The organism is Burkholderia sp. 9779_493, assembly GCF_015712215.1.
Lineage (GTDB): Bacteria > Pseudomonadota > Gammaproteobacteria > Burkholderiales > Burkholderiaceae > Burkholderia > Burkholderia cenocepacia.
In genome coordinates this window covers 1-16,293 of the sequence record NZ_JACCQA010000034.1, presented here as the reverse complement: position 1 = coordinate 16,293, position 16,293 = coordinate 1, and the positions used below count along the sequence as shown (strand labels likewise).

Annotated in this window: 17 protein-coding genes and 1 tRNA gene; 10 read left to right on the top strand and 8 right to left on the bottom strand. The window is 67.3% G+C overall.

The genetic code is table 11. The features are described 5' to 3' along the window. Positions 1-124: 124 nt before the first annotated feature. The 4 genes from H0X95_RS27815 to H0X95_RS27800 form a co-directional block, all read right to left on the bottom strand. Positions 125-940, bottom strand: a complete 816-nt coding sequence (locus tag H0X95_RS27815) for a nucleotidyltransferase domain-containing protein (RefSeq protein WP_059722493.1) — start codon at positions 938-940, stop codon at positions 125-127. A gap of 55 nt (positions 941-995) precedes the next feature. After that, positions 996-2,225, bottom strand: a complete 1,230-nt coding sequence (locus H0X95_RS27810) for an RtcB family protein (protein ID WP_059722717.1) — start codon at positions 2,223-2,225, stop codon at positions 996-998. A 61-nt stretch (positions 2,226-2,286) separates the two neighbouring features. Then, positions 2,287-3,426 carry a slipin family protein gene (locus tag H0X95_RS27805; protein ID WP_006496077.1) on the bottom strand — a complete coding sequence of 380 codons (1,140 nt, stop codon included), beginning with the start codon at positions 3,424-3,426 and terminating at the stop codon, positions 2,287-2,289. 256 nt (positions 3,427-3,682) lie between these two features. Further along, positions 3,683-3,755: transfer RNA gene (locus H0X95_RS27800), tRNA-Phe, on the bottom strand. A gap of 338 nt (positions 3,756-4,093) precedes the next feature. Between H0X95_RS27800 and rtcR the strand changes: the two genes are divergently transcribed. Together rtcR and H0X95_RS27790 are read left to right on the top strand one after the other, a co-directional pair. Further along, complete coding sequence (rtcR, locus tag H0X95_RS27795; protein WP_059722495.1) at positions 4,094-5,710, top strand: RNA repair transcriptional activator RtcR; 1,617 nt, start codon at positions 4,094-4,096, stop codon at positions 5,708-5,710. Positions 5,711-5,796: 86 nt separating this feature from the next. Beyond that, complete coding sequence (locus tag H0X95_RS27790; RefSeq protein WP_006490472.1) at positions 5,797-6,336, top strand: SUKH-3 domain-containing protein; 540 nt, start codon at positions 5,797-5,799, stop codon at positions 6,334-6,336. Between the two features lie 12 nt (positions 6,337-6,348). Here the strand turns inward: H0X95_RS27790 and H0X95_RS27785 are convergent, their stop codons facing one another. Then, a complete protein-coding gene (locus tag H0X95_RS27785; RefSeq protein WP_059722497.1) occupies positions 6,349-6,945 on the bottom strand; it encodes a nuclear transport factor 2 family protein in 597 nt (198 codons plus the stop codon). Between the two features lie 128 nt (positions 6,946-7,073). On the opposite strand from H0X95_RS27785, the gene H0X95_RS27780 reads away from it, so the two are divergent. Further along, the gene (locus H0X95_RS27780) at positions 7,074-7,616 is read left to right on the top strand and encodes a MarR family winged helix-turn-helix transcriptional regulator (protein ID WP_006490479.1); all 543 of its coding nucleotides are present in this window, start codon (positions 7,074-7,076) and stop codon (positions 7,614-7,616) included. 19 nt (positions 7,617-7,635) lie between these two features. On the opposite strand, the gene H0X95_RS27775 is transcribed toward H0X95_RS27780, so the two are convergent. Continuing rightward, positions 7,636-8,847 (bottom strand): IscS subfamily cysteine desulfurase, encoded by a 1,212-nt coding sequence (locus H0X95_RS27775; protein WP_059722498.1) that lies wholly within the window; start codon positions 8,845-8,847, stop codon positions 7,636-7,638. Between the two features lie 254 nt (positions 8,848-9,101). Between H0X95_RS27775 and H0X95_RS27770 the strand changes: the two genes are divergently transcribed. From H0X95_RS27770 to H0X95_RS27755, 4 genes are all read left to right on the top strand, one after another. After that, complete coding sequence (locus H0X95_RS27770) at positions 9,102-9,650, top strand: flavin reductase family protein (RefSeq protein WP_080322307.1); 549 nt, start codon at positions 9,102-9,104, stop codon at positions 9,648-9,650. A gap of 36 nt (positions 9,651-9,686) precedes the next feature. Beyond that, positions 9,687-11,165 (top strand): 4-hydroxyphenylacetate 3-hydroxylase family protein, encoded by a 1,479-nt coding sequence (locus H0X95_RS27765; RefSeq protein ID WP_059722500.1) that lies wholly within the window; start codon positions 9,687-9,689, stop codon positions 11,163-11,165. Between the two features lie 50 nt (positions 11,166-11,215). Continuing rightward, the gene (locus H0X95_RS27760; RefSeq protein ID WP_006490483.1) at positions 11,216-11,602 is read left to right on the top strand and encodes a hypothetical protein; all 387 of its coding nucleotides are present in this window, start codon (positions 11,216-11,218) and stop codon (positions 11,600-11,602) included. Positions 11,603-11,667: 65 nt separating this feature from the next. Continuing rightward, positions 11,668-12,357: a DUF2848 domain-containing protein gene (locus H0X95_RS27755; protein ID WP_006490484.1), complete on the top strand. Its 690-nt coding sequence runs from the start codon at positions 11,668-11,670 to the stop codon at positions 12,355-12,357. Between the two features lie 24 nt (positions 12,358-12,381). Here H0X95_RS27755 and H0X95_RS27750 read toward each other — a convergent pair whose 3' ends face one another. Both H0X95_RS27750 and H0X95_RS27745 read right to left on the bottom strand, forming a co-directional pair. Beyond that, a complete protein-coding gene (locus tag H0X95_RS27750) occupies positions 12,382-13,134 on the bottom strand; it encodes a class I SAM-dependent methyltransferase (RefSeq protein ID WP_059722502.1) in 753 nt (250 codons plus the stop codon). A 13-nt stretch (positions 13,135-13,147) separates the two neighbouring features. After that, positions 13,148-13,774: a LysE family translocator gene (locus H0X95_RS27745; protein WP_006490488.1), complete on the bottom strand. Its 627-nt coding sequence runs from the start codon at positions 13,772-13,774 to the stop codon at positions 13,148-13,150. Between the two features lie 164 nt (positions 13,775-13,938). On the opposite strand from H0X95_RS27745, the gene H0X95_RS27740 reads away from it, so the two are divergent. The 3 genes from H0X95_RS27740 to H0X95_RS27730 all read left to right on the top strand — a co-directional run. Then, positions 13,939-14,739, top strand: coding sequence for an AraC family transcriptional regulator (locus H0X95_RS27740; RefSeq protein WP_006490459.1), 801 nt, complete (start codon positions 13,939-13,941; stop codon positions 14,737-14,739). A 120-nt stretch (positions 14,740-14,859) separates the two neighbouring features. After that, positions 14,860-15,279 carry an ATP--cob(I)alamin adenosyltransferase gene (locus tag H0X95_RS27735; RefSeq protein ID WP_006490454.1) on the top strand — a complete coding sequence of 140 codons (420 nt, stop codon included), beginning with the start codon at positions 14,860-14,862 and terminating at the stop codon, positions 15,277-15,279. Positions 15,280-15,379: 100 nt separating this feature from the next. Then, the coding region (locus H0X95_RS27730) for a LysR family transcriptional regulator (RefSeq protein ID WP_077175698.1) at positions 15,380-16,293 on the top strand (914 nt) is incomplete at its 3' end.

Below are 16,293 nucleotides of genomic sequence, written 5' to 3'. Positions count from 1 at the left end.
CGCTGGGCTGCGATCGTTGCGACGACACGTCGTACGCGGGCACGATCGTTGCTCGCCTGCATCGATCGGACGAGCGCGGATGCAAAAATGGCGCGATCCCCGCAGGCATCGCGCCGTTCACTTTTCATCGGCCGTCGACCACGTCGCGCAGGAACGCGTCGAGCATCGCCACGTCGCCCCACGGCCGCTTGTATTCGCGATCGTGTTCGGCATCGGCGAGCATCGTCTCGACCAGCGCGTGGATCGCCGGCCGGCGCGGCCCGTATTCGCTTTCGTTCGCGCTCATCTTCAGCGCGAGCAACGCATCGAGCTCCGCGCGCACCGTCGGCTGGTGCACGGTCCCGTCGACGAGATCGGCGAAGCGCATCGGCGGCATGCCGAGCCCCATGTCGATCCAGCGCACCGCGAGCAGCGGACGCAGTACGTACAGGTACTTCTTGTAACGCACCGTGTCGCCTTGCAGATAGCCGCGAAAATTCTTCTTCGCCATCGCGAGGTAGTGATGACGCCCGCGTACCGGCGAGAAGAACGCCGATGCCAGCGATCTGAGCCGCGGCGCCCAGCGCGCATCTTCGCGATACACGACGGGCGAGTCGAGCCATTCGAGCAGCGTCGGATTCGAGCGTCGCAGCAGTTGCAACGCCTTGCGCAATTCCCAGCCGCTGACGTCGAGCTCGTCGTCGAGCGGCCGCTCGATCACGTCGCGTTGCGGTTCGACGCTCAAGTACCAGTCGCGCCGGTGGGCGTACACGAAGCGTACGTCGTAATCGCTGTCCGGCGAAGCGAAGCCCCAGCCGCGGCTGCCCGATTCGCACGCGAACAGCACGCATACATCATGGCGGCGTTCGACTTCCGCGAGCTCCGCCATCACGCGCGCCCGTACCGCCGGGTCGATCGGATGCGCGCTGCGCACGGTCGTCATTGCGTTGTCGGTTTTCATCGTTGTCGTTTTCCTTTCGTTGTGCGCGGCCGCTGGCCCTCGGCCGCACACCGCGCTATCCCTTCACGCACACCACCTGGCGCAGCGTACGTACCACTTCGACGAGGCTGCGCTGGGCCGCCATCACCGCGTCGATGTCCTTGTAGGCCATCGGGATTTCGTCGACGACGCCCGCGTCCTTCCGGCATTCGACGCCCTGCGTCGCCTTCGCCTGATCGTCGGCGGTGAAGCGGCGCTTGGCTTCGGTGCGGCTCATCGTCCGGCCCACGCCGTGGCTGCACGAGCAGAAGCTTTCCGGGTTGCCGAGCCCGCGCACGATGAAGCTCTTCGCGCCCATCGAACCCGGAATGATCCCGAGCTGCCCCTTCTGCGCGGACACCGCGCCCTTGCGCGTGACGAGCACGTCTTCGCCGAAGTGGCGTTCGCGCTGCACGTAGTTGTGGTGGCAGTTCACCGCATGCGCGTCGACCGAGAACGGTGTGCCGATCACGCCGCGCGCCGCGCCGATCACCGCGTCCATCATCGCCTGCCGGTTGCGCCGCGCGTAGTCCTGCGCCCAGCCGACCGCCTCGACGTAATCGTCGAAGTGCCGGCTGCCTTCGGTGAAGTACGCGAGATTACGGTCGGGCAGGTTCGCGATGTGTTGTCGCATGTCGGCCTGCGCGAGTTCGATGAACAGGCTGCCGATCGCATTGCCGACGCCGCGCGAGCCGCTGTGCAGCATGAACCACACGCGGTCCGCCTCGTCGATGCACACTTCGATGAAGTGGTTGCCGGTGCCGAGCGTGCCGAGATGCGCGTAGTGGTTCGTCTTTGCCAGCTTCGGATACTTGTCGACGATGCGCTGAAAGCCCGGCTGCAGCGATTTCCACGCGTCGGTCACGGCGGCCGGCGTGGGATCGCCCCATGCGCCCGGGTCGCGGCGGCCCGGCGCGCGGCCGTGCGGCACCGCGCGTTCGATCGCGCTGCGCAGCCCGCCAAGCGAATCGGGCAGGTCGGCCGCCGTCAGCGTCGTGCGCGCGGCCATCATTCCGCAGCCGATGTCGACGCCGACCGCGGCCGGGATGATCGCGCCCTTCGTCGGAATCACGCTGCCGATCGTCGAGCCCTTGCCGAGGTGCACGTCCGGCATCACCGCGACGTGGCCGAAGATGAACGGCATCTGCGCGGTGTTGCGCAGTTGCGCGCGCGCTTCGTCCTCGACGGCGACGCCTTGCGTCCACATTTTCACCGGCTTGCCGTTCGCCAGTTCCATCACCTGATAATCCATGTCCATGTCGGTCATTTGCTTCACCTGATTCATTTCGGGACCGGCGCGACACATCTGCATCGCGCCGGAACCTGCATTACGTGCCCTTGATGCTGACGAGCCCGTTCAGCACCTGGTCGAGACCGCCGAACACCGAGATGCGGTCGATCCGTTCCGCGACGCGCTCGAGCGTTTCCAGCTCCTTGAGCCGCAGTGCGGTCGGGTTTTCTTCCATCACCTTCGCGGTGTTCAGCAGCGAACGCGTGGCCGCCGTTTCCTCGCGGCGGCGAATCACGTTCGCCTGCGCGGATTTCTCCGCTTCGACCACCTGCGCGAGGATCGTCTTCATGTCGCCCGGCAGCACGATATCCTTCACGCCGACGCTGCGCACGTCCACGCCCGAACCGTCGAGACGGGCGCGCACCTGCGCGATCACGACCTCGTCGAGCGACTGCTTGTCCTCCAGCAGCTCGTCGAGCGAGCGCGTGCCGACCGCCGAACGCAGCGCGAACTGCAACTCGCGGTACAGGTGTTCGACCGGCTTCTGCAACTGGCCGAACGCATGCAGCACGTCCGCATAGCGCCACGTCGCCGACAGGTTCAGCCGCAGCGCGACCTTGTCGCGCGTCAGGATTTCCTGCCCGCCGACCTCGATCGCCTGCAAGCGCAGATCGACCAGCTCGACCGCGACGTCGCGGTTGAAGCGCCAGAACGCCGACGCACCCGCGTCCAGCAGCCGCTCGATCTTGCCGTCGACCTTCAGCACGCCGACGTGGTACGCCGGCACCTGCGCCAGGAGCACGCCCGTCAGCCCCGCCACGCCGCGCGCACGCAGCGACGGTTGCGCGATGCGCTTCACCAGCGCCGCAGGCAGCATGCTGTCCTGCGCGAGGTCGATGCGCTCCAGCCGATGCGCGGTCAGGCCGCGCCAGTACAGTCGGCGCGTGCCGGGCGCCAGAATCTCGACGAGCACGTCGTCTTCGTAGCGCAGGCCGGCTTCGTCGTCGGCGAGATCCATCGCGACGAAATACCGCGCGAGCACGTCCGGTGCGTCGTGACGCAGGTAGTCGGCCAGCGCGTCGTCGGCGAGCGGCGCGTCGAGACGCGCGGTCTGCACCGACAGGCGCTTGAACGGATCGAAGGCCTTGAACACGCCCGGTTCCAGCACCTTCACGAAATCGCCCTCGCTCATCAGCAGCGCGCGTTCGTTCTTTTTCACCACATGACGCTTCCACATATTTTTGTCCTTTTCTTCAATGGCCGCCGGGTAACGCGCATCGTGCGGATCGCGGGGCGACGCAATCGGGCGGGCGGCGCGCCGGCCAGCGTCGAAACGCATGGCGACGCCTGCTGCATTGCGTCGTCGTGCGCCTTCGCGCGGGCCGTGCGGCCGCCCGGCCGATTGCGCGGAACCGCAACCGGTCCGACGCGCGGCGGGCCTGTCGGCCCGCACCGGCGGGTACTGCCTTCATACGAGACCGTCCTTGCGGACAGCGTTCGAGCGGGATTCGAACCCGCCACCGGCCGGCTTTCGCCGGCTGCTCCACCTGGCTGAGCTTTCGAACAATGGGCGCCCCGGGATTCGAACCCGGGCGAGGCATCCTGGCGCGCGCCCCGTTGCCTTCGTCTGTCCATGGCGGCATGCGCTACCGCGACGAACGAGGTTCGGCGGCGGCGCACCAGCAGGGCTTGTCGAACCCTGGCTCGTGGGCCAGCGGGACATCCGGCGTCTTTTATTTAGCGAGGAGCGTGCCAGGGGGCGGCCGGTGCTTCTTGAAATCTCGCAACTCATTGAAGTCAAAAGAGAATTGTCTGTTTTTCAGTGTCCGGCATCGACGCTGTCGGCACCTCGCGGTCATGAATATCCGATACAATCGGATCGCTTCTTATCCCATGAGATAAACATGCGCAAAACCGTCGCGATCGGTTTTCTCGGCACGGTGCTCGACCAAGGCGGCCGCGCGCCGCGCCGTTACCGCAAATGGCGGCCGACGATTTCGCTGTGCGAGCAGCCCGACCTGCCGATCGACCGGCTCGAACTGCTGCATTCGCTGGACTACACGCGTCTCGCCAACCAGGTGCGGGACGATCTCGCGCGCGTGTCGCCGCACACCGATGTGCGGCTCACGCCGGTCACGCTCCACGATCCGTGGGATTTCGAGGAGGTCTATGCGACGCTGCACGATTACGCACGCGCGTATCCGTTCGACCTCGAACACGAGGATTACCTGATCCACATCACGACCGGCACGCACGTCGCGCAGATCTGCTGGTTCCTGCTCGCGGAAGCGCGCTACCTGCCCGCGCGCCTCGTGCAGACGGGGCCGCCGCAGCGAACCGACGAAGGGCCGAGCGGGCCGGGCACGATCTCGGTGATCGATCTCGACCTGTCGCGCTACAACCGTATCGCGCAGCGCTTCACGCGCGAGCGCGACGAAACGGTGTCGTTCCTGAAGGCCGGCATCGCGACGCGCAACGCGCGCTTCAATGCGCTGATCGAGCAACTCGAGCGCGTGGCGGTGCGTTCGCGCGCACCGATGCTGCTGGTCGGGCCGACGGGGGCCGGCAAGTCGTTTCTCGCGAAGCGCGTATACGAGCTGAAGCGCGGCCGGCATCGGCTCGCAGGGCCGTTCATCGAGATCAACTGCGCGACGCTGCGCGGCGACGCGGCGATGTCGACGCTGTTCGGTCACGTGAAGGGCGCGTTCACAGGGGCGCAGTCGGCGCGCGCGGGGCTGCTGCGCGCGGCGGACGGCGGGCTGCTGTTTCTCGACGAGATCGGCGAACTCGGGCTCGACGAACAGGCGATGCTGCTGAAGGCGATCGAGGAGAAGCGCTTCCTGCCGGTCGGCGCGGACGTCGAGGCGACCAGCGATTTCGAACTGATCGCGGGCACGCACCGCGATCTGCGGCAGATGGTGGCGGCCGGCACGTTCCGCGAGGACCTCTATGCGCGGATCAACCTCTGGACCTATGAATTGCCGGGGTTGGCCGAGCGCCGCGAGGACATCGAGCCGAACCTCGAATTCGAGCTCGACCGGTTCGGTCGCGAGCAGGGCGAGCAGGTGCGGTTCAACGTCGAGGCGAAGCGGCGCTATCTCGCGTTCGCGGCCTCGCCGCGCGCGACGTGGGCCGGCAACTTCCGCGAGCTGTCGGCGTCGGTCACCCGGATGGCGACGCTGGCCGATGCGGGGCGCATTACCGAGGCGCTCGCCGAGCAGGAAGTCGAGCGGCTGACGCGCACGTGGTCGCCGCCGGGGGGCACGGGGGCATCCGATGCGTGCGTCGACGCGGTGTTTGGTGCGCGCGCGGCGGAACTCGACCTGTTCGACCGTGCGCAGCTCGAACGCGTGCTCGACGTGTGCCGCACGTCGGTGAGCCTGTCGGAAGCCGGGCGCACGCTGTTCGCGGTGTCGCGGCAGAGCAAGAAGCAGCCGAACGACGCGGACCGCCTGCGCAAGTATCTCGCGCGGTTCGGGCTCGATTGGGACGGTGTGCGGCGCGCGCTCGACTGTGTGTGAGGGCGAGCGCGGCGGCGCATGCTGTCCACGCTGCGGAGAGTGTTCGCGCGTGTCGTATCGTATGCGGTAACTTCAGGAGCATTTTCGTGATCGAGATTCCGTTGACGGTCAGGCCGCTGTTTGTCGCGGCCGGGTGGCGCGGCCCTGCCGACGGCCGTCTATCGGCCCGCGACGGCGAACATCCGGGCGATACGATCCTGCGCGAATTCGGCACGTTGATCGTGGGGGCGGAGCCGGCCCGGCGCAGCGGGGAGACCTGCGCGCCGATGGGCATCGCGTTTCGCGCACTGGAGCGTCAGGATGAACAGATTGCCGCGTGGGAGCGGGCGCTCGACACGACGATGATCGGAATCGCCGAGGACGATCTCGGCTACGTCGAGTTTTATGTCGATGCGCAGGGCCGCGTATTCACGACGAATTGCGTGATGGACGGCGTCTATCTGGCGGGATTCACGTTCGGCGACGCGATCGAACGCGCGCTGCTCGGGCGGGTCGCGATTCCGCTGTTGCTCGACGAGCAGGCGTCGATCGCCTATTACGGCGCGCATCTGACGGGCGACGACCCGCGCGTCATGACCGCCGCGCAGTTGCTGGCCGGCAATGAGGGATCGCGCGCGGCGCCGTGATGCAGCGGGGCGTCAGTCGATGGCCGACGCGGCCGCCTGCTCGAACGGCGCCAGGAATGCCCAATCCGGATGCGCCGCCGCGACGTCCGCGAGCCCGCGCGCGAGCGCGTGCGCCGGCAGCCACGGATACCCGAACGCCGCCTGCAGCCGCGCGAGTTTCAACGACTGCGGATCGTCGATCGTATCCATCCGCGCGATATGAATGTGCAGCGCGGCAACCCGCGCAACGTCGTCGTTTTCGCCGTCGACGGCGAACTGCCAGCGGTACGTGCCATGTCCGATCCGCAGTGCGCCGTTGTCCTTCTGTCGCATCACGACGAGCCACGGCATGCGGCTGACGCCGTGCCCGTCGACGGGCGGCTGCGCGCAGACGTAGTAGGTCCGGCACTGCTCGAACCGCTCGCCGAATGCCTCGACCAGCGTATGCGCAATGGCCGTCACACCGGTCACGCGCGGCGGAAAATCGATGTCGTCGCTGGCGAGCGAAAAGCTCAGCTCGGCATGGGCCGCGAAGCAGTCGGCGATCAGCGCGGCCTGGTTCAGGTCCTTCGCGCGCAGATAGCATTCGAGCAGCGCGCGAACCGTGGCGGGATGAAGCGGGAAGGGCATGCGCGAACCTCCTGATAGGGGAAATCGGGCCGCATGCGGGCGGCCGGGCTGGCCGAGGCCGCAGGTGCCTTTGCCGTATAATTTCGTTTCAAAGCTAAATTCGCATGACCGCACGGAGCGTCGATGTCATGGCCAAGCAGCAAGAGGAGTCCGTTCTGACCATTACCAACCCGGCCTGCCTGATCGACGGCACGGACACGGAATTCCGCCACCTGATCAACGGGCTGCTGCCGTTCGCGGCGCGCCTGCTGTCGGTGCGCGACGGTTTCGGCTCGTTGATCGGCCTCACCGGCATCCAGTATTCATTGCTCGTGTCGGTCGCCCATCTGTCGCACGACGACGTCGTGACCGTCAACCGCCTCGCCGATCATCTGCACCTGAGCGGCGCGTTCGTCACGATCGAGACCGGCAAGCTGAAGAAGCTCGGCCTGATCGACAAACGCGCGGACCCCGACGACAAGCGCAAGATGCGGCTCACGGTCACGCCGGCCGGCTCGAAGCTGCTGAAAGCGCTCGCCGATACGCAGCAACGCATCAACAACGTGCTGTTCGAAGGCGTGACGAAAACCGAGTTCAAGGCGCTTTGCTCGGTGATCGACCGCCTCGTCACCAACGGCGATCGCGCGACGCTCGATCTCGCGCACATGATCGCGCGCCAGGAAAAAGGCTGACGCGCGCCGGCCGCCGCGCTCAGTGCGCGGCCCACTCGATCGTATCCAGGTCGACCCCTTCGAGATGCATGTCCCACAGCGGGCTCAATTCGCGCAGCCTGCCGACCGTGTCGCGCACCTGCGCGATCACGCTGTCGACCTCGGCTTCGGTCGTGAAGCGGCCGAGCGTGAAGCGGATCGAGCTGTGCGCGAGCTCGTCGCTGCGGCCGAGCGCGCGCAGCACATACGACGGCTCCAGCGACGCCGACGTGCACGCGGAGCCTGACGACACCGCGACGCCCTTGATCCCCATGATCAGCGATTCGCCTTCGACGAAATTGAAGCTGACGTTCAGGTTGTGCGGAATCCGGCGCGCGAGGTCGCCGTTCACGTAAACCTCGTCGAGCGTCGACAGGCCGGCCAGCAGCCGGTCGCGCAACGCGCCGACGCGGCGGCTTTCGTCCGCCATTTCTTCCTTCGCCAGCCGGAACGCTTCGCCCATCCCGACGATCTGGTGGGTCGGCAGCGTGCCGGAGCGCATCCCGCGTTCGTGGCCGCCGCCGTGCATCTGCGCTTCGAGGCGCACGCGCGGCTTGCGGCGCACGTACAGCGCGCCGATCCCCTTCGGGCCGTACACCTTGTGCGCGGTCACCGTCAGCAGGTCGACGTTCAGCGCATTCACGTCCACCGGAATCTTGCCGGCCGCCTGCACCGCATCGCAATGAAACACGATGCCGCGCGCGCGGCACAGCGCACCGATGTCGGCCGCCGGCTGGATCACGCCCGTTTCGTTGTTCGCGAGCATCACCGACACCAGGATCGTGTCGGCGCGCAGCGCCTGCTGCAACGCATCGAGGTCGAGCAGGCCGTCTTCGCGCACGTCGAGGTACGTGACGTCGAAACCCTGGCGTTCGAGTTCACGACACGTATCGAGCACGGCCTTGTGCTCGGTCTTCACCGTCACGAGATGCTTGCCCTTGCCTTGATAGAAGTGCGCGGCGCCCTTGATCGCGAGGTTGTTGCCTTCGGTCGCGCCGGACGTCCACACGATTTCGCGCGGATCGGCGCCGAGCAGCGCGGCGACGTGCGCGCGCGCTTCCTCGACGGCGTGCTCGGCATCCCAGCCGTAGGCGTGGCTGCGTGAGGCGGGGTTGCCGAACTGCTCGTGCAGGAACGGCACCATCTTGGCGACCACGCGCGGATCGACCGGCGTCGTTGCGCTGTAGTCCATGTAGATCGGACGGAATTGCATCGAAAGGGGCTCCGGAAGGCGGCGTCCCGCATGGGTCGCGAGCGCCGGGGAATACGGTTGCCGCAGTGTACGTGGACATTCGTGCGCGCCGTGCAACATCCATCCCGCGAGTAGGGTTGTCTTTCAAACAAAGCTTTCAAGATCAGGGTTTACGACATCTTGAACCGGGCTTTGTGTTTACATTTAATAAAAGCTAAATAACAAAGCTAATTAACGGTGCTTTGTTGGTGCGGATTCCTCGGCGGAATCCGGCAATGCAACCCATGGAGGACGAGATGAGCGAGAACCATGCCGGAACCGGCGCGGATGCCGACGAGCAGCGGCGCTTCCGGGCCGCACTGTCGATGTTCGCGACGGGCGTCGCGGTGATTACCGCCCCGCGCAAGGAGGGAATGCCGATCGGTATCACGGTCGCGTCGTTCAATTCGGTGTCGCTGGACCCGCCGCTGATCCTGTTTTCGGTCGACCGTCGCAGCCTGAGCCTCGGCGAGCTGGCCGGCGCGGATGGCTACGCGGTCAACGTGCTCGACGAGACGCAGCAGCACCTGTCGAACTGCTTCGCGAAAGCGAACGGCGACAAGTGGGGCTGGCGCGGCGGTGCGGCCGGTGACGACGGCGGCGTGCTGCTACCCGATGCACTCGCGACGTTCGAATGCGAACCGTATGCGCAATACGACGGCGGCGACCACGTGATCTTCGTCGGCCGCGTGATGCGGCACCGCGCGCGCCCGGACGGGCGTCCGCTGATCTTCTTCGGCGGACGCTACCGCGCGCTCGACGGCGCGTACGCGCCGGCCATGTGAACGCAACCCACGATTCATTCCACCCAGGAGGGCATCATGATCAAGAACGGCACTCAGCACATCGCGTCGCTGCGCGACGGGCGGCAGGTCTACCTGAACGGCCAGCCGGTCGGCGACGTGACCGCGCACGCGGCATTCCGCAATTCGATCCGCAGCTACGCGAGCCTGTACGACTATCAGGCGGAGAACGAAAACGTCGAGAAGATGACGTTCGTGTCGCCGGACTCCGGCAATCGCGTCAGCCGGATCTGGCAACTGCCGACGTCTTATGACGAACTCGTCGAGCGCCGTGCCGCGCTGGAAGCGTGGTCGGAGCTGCATTACGGCTTCATGGGCCGCTCGCCCGACCACGTCGCGTCGTGCCTCTCCGGCATGTACATGGGCGCCGAGGTGTTCGAGCAATACGACCCGGCGCGCGCCGGCGCGCTGCGCGACTATTACCGTTATGCACGCGACAACGACCTGTTCCTGACCTACGTGATCGTGAATCCGCAGGCGAACCAGTCGAAGGCCGCGCACGAGCAGGAGGACAAGTACCTCGCGGTCGGCATCGTCGATCAGGATGCCGAAGGCATCACGGTGCGCGGCGCGAAGATGCTCGCGACCAGCGGGATCATGGCGAACGAGGTGTTCTGCAGCTGCATCCAGCCGCTGCGCGAAGGCGACGAGATGTATGCGCTGTCGTTCGCGGTGCCGATGAACGCGAAGGGCATGAAGATCATGTCGCGCAAGTCGTACGAGGAGCATGCGACGTCGGTGTTCGACAACCCGCTGTCGAGCCGCTTCGACGAGAACGACGCGGTGCTGTATTTCGACGACGTGAAGGTGCCGTGGGAGCGGATCTTCGTCGCCGGCAATACCGCGATGTGCGCGAAGCAGTTCCACGCGACACCCGCGCACGTGTACCAGAACTATCAATGCCAGGTGCGCCTGATGACGAAGCTGCGTTTTCTCGTCGGGCTCGGCCTGAAGATCTCCGAGGTCAACGGCACGAACGCGTTCCCGCAGGTGCGCGAGACGCTGGGCCAGCTCGCGGCCGAAGCATCGATGGTCGAGGCGTGGGTCTACGGAATGGAAGCGAAGGGCACGGTCGTCAACGGCTTCTACGTGCCCGACCGCAACATGCTGTACGGCTCGCAGGTCGTCACGCAGCAACTCTATTCGAAGGTGCTCAACACGCTGCGCGAGCTCGCCGGCGGCGGAATGATCATGCTGCCGTCCAGCGTGCGCGATTTCGAGAACCCCGACCTGCTGCGCATCATCGAGAAGACGCAGAAGTCGCCGGTGTGCTCGTCCGAGGATCGCGTGAAGTTCTTCAAGCTCGCGTGGGACGCGGTCGGTTCCGAATTCGCGTCGCGCCACAACCAGTACGAACTGTTCTATGCCGGCGCGTCGTTCGTCACGAAGGGCCATGCGTATCGCACGTACGACTGGCAGCGCGCGTCGCATCTGGTCGATTCGATGCTCGGAAGCTATTCGCTGAACCAGGAACGGTCGACGCCGCGCGCCGCCTGACCGCCCGCATCGAAACCCGCTTCACCCGCTATCGCAACCAGGAGAGACAGATGGCCATCAACAAGCTTCACGACGAATTCCACACGCTGGACATGCAGCGCGACTGGCGGCTGCCGGAGGGCTATGACCCGGCGTCCGGCGCGCAGGAGCTGATCCTCTCCGGCGCGCTCGACACCGAGCGCAAGCGCGGCAGCCGCACGCGCCTGCTGCGCCTGCCGGCGGGGCTGCATACGCAGAAGCCGTTCGTGCACGACTACTGGGAAGAGGTGTTTCTGGTCGAAGGCGATTTGACCGTCGGCAACGACGAGCACGGCAACGGCGGCACGCCGTTCGAGGGCTACACGTATGCGGTGCGCCCGCCCGGCGCATGGCACGGTCCGTTCAAGTCGAACGGCGGCTGCGTGCTGCTGGAGATCCACTATTACGATCCGGCGTGAGCCCGGTCGATCAATGACAGACAGCGGGCCCGCTGCATCGCGCGGCCCGCGACGAGGAGCATTCGATGAAAACCATCACGTTCGCGATCGACGGTCGCGACGGCCGCACCGAGCGCGCGATCGCGATCGACACGCTCGTGATCGCGGGCTGGACCGGCCGCGATACGGTCGCCATGGAAAAGCATATCCGCGAACTGGAAGCACTCGGCGTCAAGCGACCGGCGACGACGCCAGTGTTCTACCGCGTTGCCGCCGATCGCCTCGATCCGTCGCCGGCGATCCAGGTCGCGGGCGGGCAGAGCAGCGGCGAAGCGGAATTCGTGCTGGTGCGCGACGGCGGCGAGACCTTCGTCGGCATCGCGTCCGATCACACCGATCGCGAGGTCGAGACGTACGGCATCACCGTGTCGAAGCAGATGTGCGGCAAGCCGTGCGCGAACACGCTGTGGAAGCTCGACGACGTGGCCGGTCACTGGGATCGACTGGTGTTGCGCGCGTACGCGACGATCGACGGCGAGCGCGTGCTGTATCAGGAGGGCAACGTGACCGCGATGCGCGCGCCGGACGATCTGCTCGCGCAATTCGCGCGTCATGGCGGCCGCTTCGAGGACGGCACCGCGATGCTGTGCGGCACGCTCGCGGCGATCGGCGGCATCCGGCCGGCCGAGCGGTTCGAGGTCGAGCTGGAAGACCCGGTGCTGGGCCGCACGATCCGGCATGCGTACGCGGTGGACACGCTGCCCGTGGCGGGCTGACGCCGCAGCAGAACGCGCGCGCGCTCACGCGCGGCAGATCGCGATGATCTCCGCGCTGGTCGCTTCGTCGAACGGAGCGGGGTCCCAGTCGCCGCACCAGTCGGCCGCCGGGAATCCGGCTGCGATCACGCGCGCCTGCAGTTCAGGTTGCGCGATGAAACGCAGCCGGCTCGTATTCGTCAGCAGCGTGTCGTCGCGGCGGAAGCGGTAGTGCGTGTCGAACGTCACGATCGCGCCGTCGATCGCCCGCACCGCGTGATGGAGATCGACGATGCCGAATTCGTGCGACTCGATGCGGCGCGCCGACTGCGCGGGCGTCCATGCTCGCCACGGTTCGGTGCGCGGGTTGCGGGTGTCGAACAGGAAGCGGCCGCCGTCGGCGAGCACGCGTCGCACGCCGCGCAGCGTCGCGTCGATGTCGTCGTCGGTCAGCAGGCACTGGAACGCGTGACCGGTCATCACGACCGCATCGAACGGCGTGCCCGGCGGCAGGCCGTCGAGCGCGCACGCGAACCAGCGTACGGCGTCGGCGCCCGGCTGGCGTCGCGCGTAATCGAGCATCGCCGGCGCGGGATCGATCGCGACGACGTCGTGCCCGGCCGCCGCGAGCCGTCGCGCGAACGTGCCGGTGCCGCAGCCGAGATCGAGGACGCGTCGCCGGGTGGCGCCGATCGCGCCGGCGTAGAACGCGAAGTCCCGATCGCCGGCGTTGAACAGGTCGTACACCGCGACGAGCCGCGGGTCGGTATAGAGCAGGTCCGCGCCGGCGGGCGTCATACGCTCATGCGCATCAGCGCTGCTGCACGGCCACGCGCAGCCCGAGCGCGATGAAGATCGAGCCGATGATCTTGCCCTGCCAGCGCGTGAGCCACGTGAGCCGCTTCACGATGCGGCCGAGCGGGCGGATCGAGCACGCGATCAGCGTCGTGTAGAGCGAGCTGAGCACGACGAAGATCAGCCCGAGCACCGCGAACTGCACGAACGTCGAGCCGCGTTCCGGATGCACGAACTGCGGCATGAACGCGAGAAAGAACAGCGCGGTTTTCGGATTCAGCACTTCGGCGGGAATCGCCTGCAGGTACGCCTTGAGCGGCGTGACGGGCGACACCTGCGGCAGCGACGGATCGGACGGTTTCTCCAGCAGCGCGCGCACGCCGAGATAGATCAGGTACGCGGCGCCGACCAGCTTCACGACGTTGAACGCGAGCGCCGACGTCATCAGCAGCGCGGACAGCCCGACGGCCGCGAACAGCGTATGCACGAAGTCGCCGCTCGCGACGCCCAGGCCGGTCAGGATGCCGGTCTTGCGGCCGCCCTGCACGGTGCGGCTCAGCACGAGCAGCACGGCGGGGCCGGGGATCAGGAACAGGCCCAGAACGACGGCCGTGAAGGTGGTCAGCGTGGTCAGGTCGAACATGGCGGCTCCGGCAGGTTCGCGCAGCGGCGGGGGATCGGCGCATTGTATTCGGTTCGGCGCGCGGGTGCAGGCGCCCTCGAACGGCACGGCTGCGGCCGCGCCTTTCTGGTATAAGCACGACAGGACGCGCCGGCGTCCGGCCTTTTTTCACGACCCGTCGTTCCATGCGCGACCTTCCACCGACCACCGATCCCGCTGCGGACGCCGACGTCTATCACGTGCCGCGTCCGCTCGTCGTGTTCGGCGGCTCGGTCGTCGAGCCCGAATGGCGGCTGGAGCGGCACAGCCATCGCCAGGCGCAGCTGCTCTACACGCTGACCGGCGTCGTCTATTGCGAGATCGACGGCGGCGTGTGGACCGCGCCGCCGCAATGCACGGTCTGGATTCCCGGCGATGTCCCGCACGCGGCGCGCGGCTCGGCCGGCGCGACCTTCTACGCGGTGCTGGTCGAACCCGACGCGGCGCTCGACCTGCCCACGCGCTGTTGCACGCTGGGCGTGTCGCCGCTGCTGCGCGAACTGCTGCTGAAGGCGGCCAGCTTCCCGAATCTGTACGACGTCGACGGGCCGCAAGGGCGGCTGGTGGCGACGCTGCTCGACGAACTCGTCGCGGCGCCGGTCGAGGACCTGTACCTTCCGATGCCGGCCGACCGCCGGCTGCGCAAGCTGATCGACCATCTGCTCGACGACCCGGCCGACAAGTCGCCGCTGCCCGAGCTCGCGCGGCGTGCGGGCATCAGCGAGCGCAGCCTGACGCGGCTCGCGACGAGGGAGCTCGGCATGAGCCTGGGCGACTGGCGCCGGCGGCTGCACGTCGCGCTGTCGCTGCGGATGCTGACGACCGGCCGCCGCGTGCACCAGATCGCGATCGATCTCGGCTACGAAAGCGCGAGCAGCTTCGTCACGATGTTCCGCAAGGCGACCGGCAAGCCGCCGACGCAATTCCTGACCGACCGGCAACGCTGAACCGCCGGGCTGCGCGCCCGTGCACGGTTGGCCGGATTGAAAAAGCAGTTGGCCGGGATGAGAAATGACGCATCAGGTCTCGATCCATAAAATGAGAATCGTTCTCATCTGGAGGCCAACATGCAAATCGTCACGACTGAATTCCCGTTTGTCTGGCTGCGTTACAGCGGCTCGACCCACACCGATCCCGCCCGCCTGCTTGCCGAACTCGACGCGCTGCTGGCGCGCCGCGAACGCTTCGTTCTTCTGACCGACGACGCGCCGTCCGGCGACGATCGCGCCGACAACGATCACGAGATGCGCAAGCAGCTCGCGAAGTGGAGCAAGGCCAACCGCGCGCTGTCGCGCGAATGGATTCCCGGGATGATCGCGATCGAGCCCAATGCGGCGCGGCGCGTGGCGCTCAATGCCTTTTCGGGTGCCTTCGAGAAGGTCTGGGGGTATCCGCTGAACGCGGCGGCGAGCCGCGACGACGCGCTGGCGCTCGCGCAACGGCTGCTCGCCGAACCGGCGCCCGGCGTCGCGGCGGCGAACGCCTGACCCGACGGCCGCGCCGGCGCGCGGCTTGCGTCGACATCGACACGCACGCACGGTGCGCGAACGCGCGCCGCGGCAGAGTGCAACCATGCAGAGGTGTCCGGTGGACAATCCGATCCGCGCGATGCGCATCTTCACGCGCATCGTCGAAATGAACAGTTTTACGCGCGCGGCGCAGGCGCTCGGCATTTCGCGCGCCACCGCCACGCGCACCGTGCAGGAGCTCGAAGCGGCGCTCGGCATGCCGCTGCTGGTGCGCACGACGCGCGCGCTGCGGCCGACGCCCGAAGGCGACGCGTATTACCGGCGCTGCGTCAGCATCACGGCGGACGTCGACGAGCTCGAAGCGAGCATCCGCGGCGCCGCGCTGCATCCGAGCGGGCCGCTGCGCGTCGAATTGCCGGCGTCGGTGGCGGGCGCGATCGTGTTGCCGGCGCTCGGCGAATTTCATACCCGGCATCCCGATCTGGAGCTGATGCTCGCCGTGGCCGGGCGCGCGGGCGACCGCATCGGCGACGCGATCGATTGCAGCGTCCGGCTCGGTGCGCTGCCCGATTCGTCGCTCGTCGCGCGCCGGCTCGGCGCGCTCGAGCGCGTGACCTGCGCGAGCCCTGCGTATCTCGACCGCTTCGGCGTGCCGCGCACACCCGACGATCTGGGCGCGCATCGTGCGATTTGCGGATCGCACGTGTTCGGCCAGCGTCCGGCGGAGCTCGAGTTCATGGTGGACGACGCGGTGCGCAAGGTGCGGCTCGACGGCATCGTCAGCGTGGACGACGAGCAGGCGTATCTCGCCTGCGGCGTGCACGGCCTCGGACTGATCCAGCCGACGCGCGTCGCCGCGCAGCCGCTGATCGAGGCGGGACGGCTGCGGGAGGTGCTGCCGTGTTGGCAACCCGATGCGCTCGCCGTGTCGGTCGTCTACGTGAAGCGCCCGCATGTGTCGCCCGGCGTGCGCGCGTTCGTCGACTGGATCGCGGAGCGTTTCGTGCAGGCCGGGAAGGAACACACAGGGCT

Bases quoted from the DNA above. Each gene is read 5' to 3' on its own strand.
- H0X95_RS27780 (WP_006490479.1), top strand. From the start codon at position 7,074: ATGGCCAAGCAGCAAGAGGAGTCCGTTCTGACCATTACCAACCCGGCC.
- H0X95_RS27745 (WP_006490488.1), bottom strand. From the start codon at position 13,774: ATGTTCGACCTGACCACGCTGACCACCTTCACGGCCGTCGTTCTGGGC.
- H0X95_RS27755 (WP_006490484.1), top strand. From the start codon at position 11,668: ATGAAAACCATCACGTTCGCGATCGACGGTCGCGACGGCCGCACCGAG.
- H0X95_RS27775 (WP_059722498.1), bottom strand. From the start codon at position 8,847: ATGCAATTCCGTCCGATCTACATGGACTACAGCGCAACGACGCCGGTC.
- H0X95_RS27765 (WP_059722500.1), top strand. From the start codon at position 9,687: ATGATCAAGAACGGCACTCAGCACATCGCGTCGCTGCGCGACGGGCGG.
- rtcR (WP_059722495.1), top strand. From the start codon at position 4,094: ATGCGCAAAACCGTCGCGATCGGTTTTCTCGGCACGGTGCTCGACCAA.
- H0X95_RS27815 (WP_059722493.1), bottom strand. From the start codon at position 940: ATGAAAACCGACAACGCAATGACGACCGTGCGCAGCGCGCATCCGATC.
- H0X95_RS27770 (WP_080322307.1), top strand. From the start codon at position 9,102: ATGCAACCCATGGAGGACGAGATGAGCGAGAACCATGCCGGAACCGGC.
- H0X95_RS27810 (WP_059722717.1), bottom strand. From the start codon at position 2,225: ATGACCGACATGGACATGGATTATCAGGTGATGGAACTGGCGAACGGC.
- H0X95_RS27785 (WP_059722497.1), bottom strand. From the start codon at position 6,945: ATGCCCTTCCCGCTTCATCCCGCCACGGTTCGCGCGCTGCTCGAATGC.
- H0X95_RS27805 (WP_006496077.1), bottom strand. From the start codon at position 3,426: ATGTGGAAGCGTCATGTGGTGAAAAAGAACGAACGCGCGCTGCTGATG.
- H0X95_RS27760 (WP_006490483.1), top strand. From the start codon at position 11,216: ATGGCCATCAACAAGCTTCACGACGAATTCCACACGCTGGACATGCAG.
- H0X95_RS27750 (WP_059722502.1), bottom strand. From the start codon at position 13,134: ATGACGCCCGCCGGCGCGGACCTGCTCTATACCGACCCGCGGCTCGTC.
- H0X95_RS27740 (WP_006490459.1), top strand. From the start codon at position 13,939: ATGCGCGACCTTCCACCGACCACCGATCCCGCTGCGGACGCCGACGTC.
- H0X95_RS27735 (WP_006490454.1), top strand. From the start codon at position 14,860: ATGCAAATCGTCACGACTGAATTCCCGTTTGTCTGGCTGCGTTACAGC.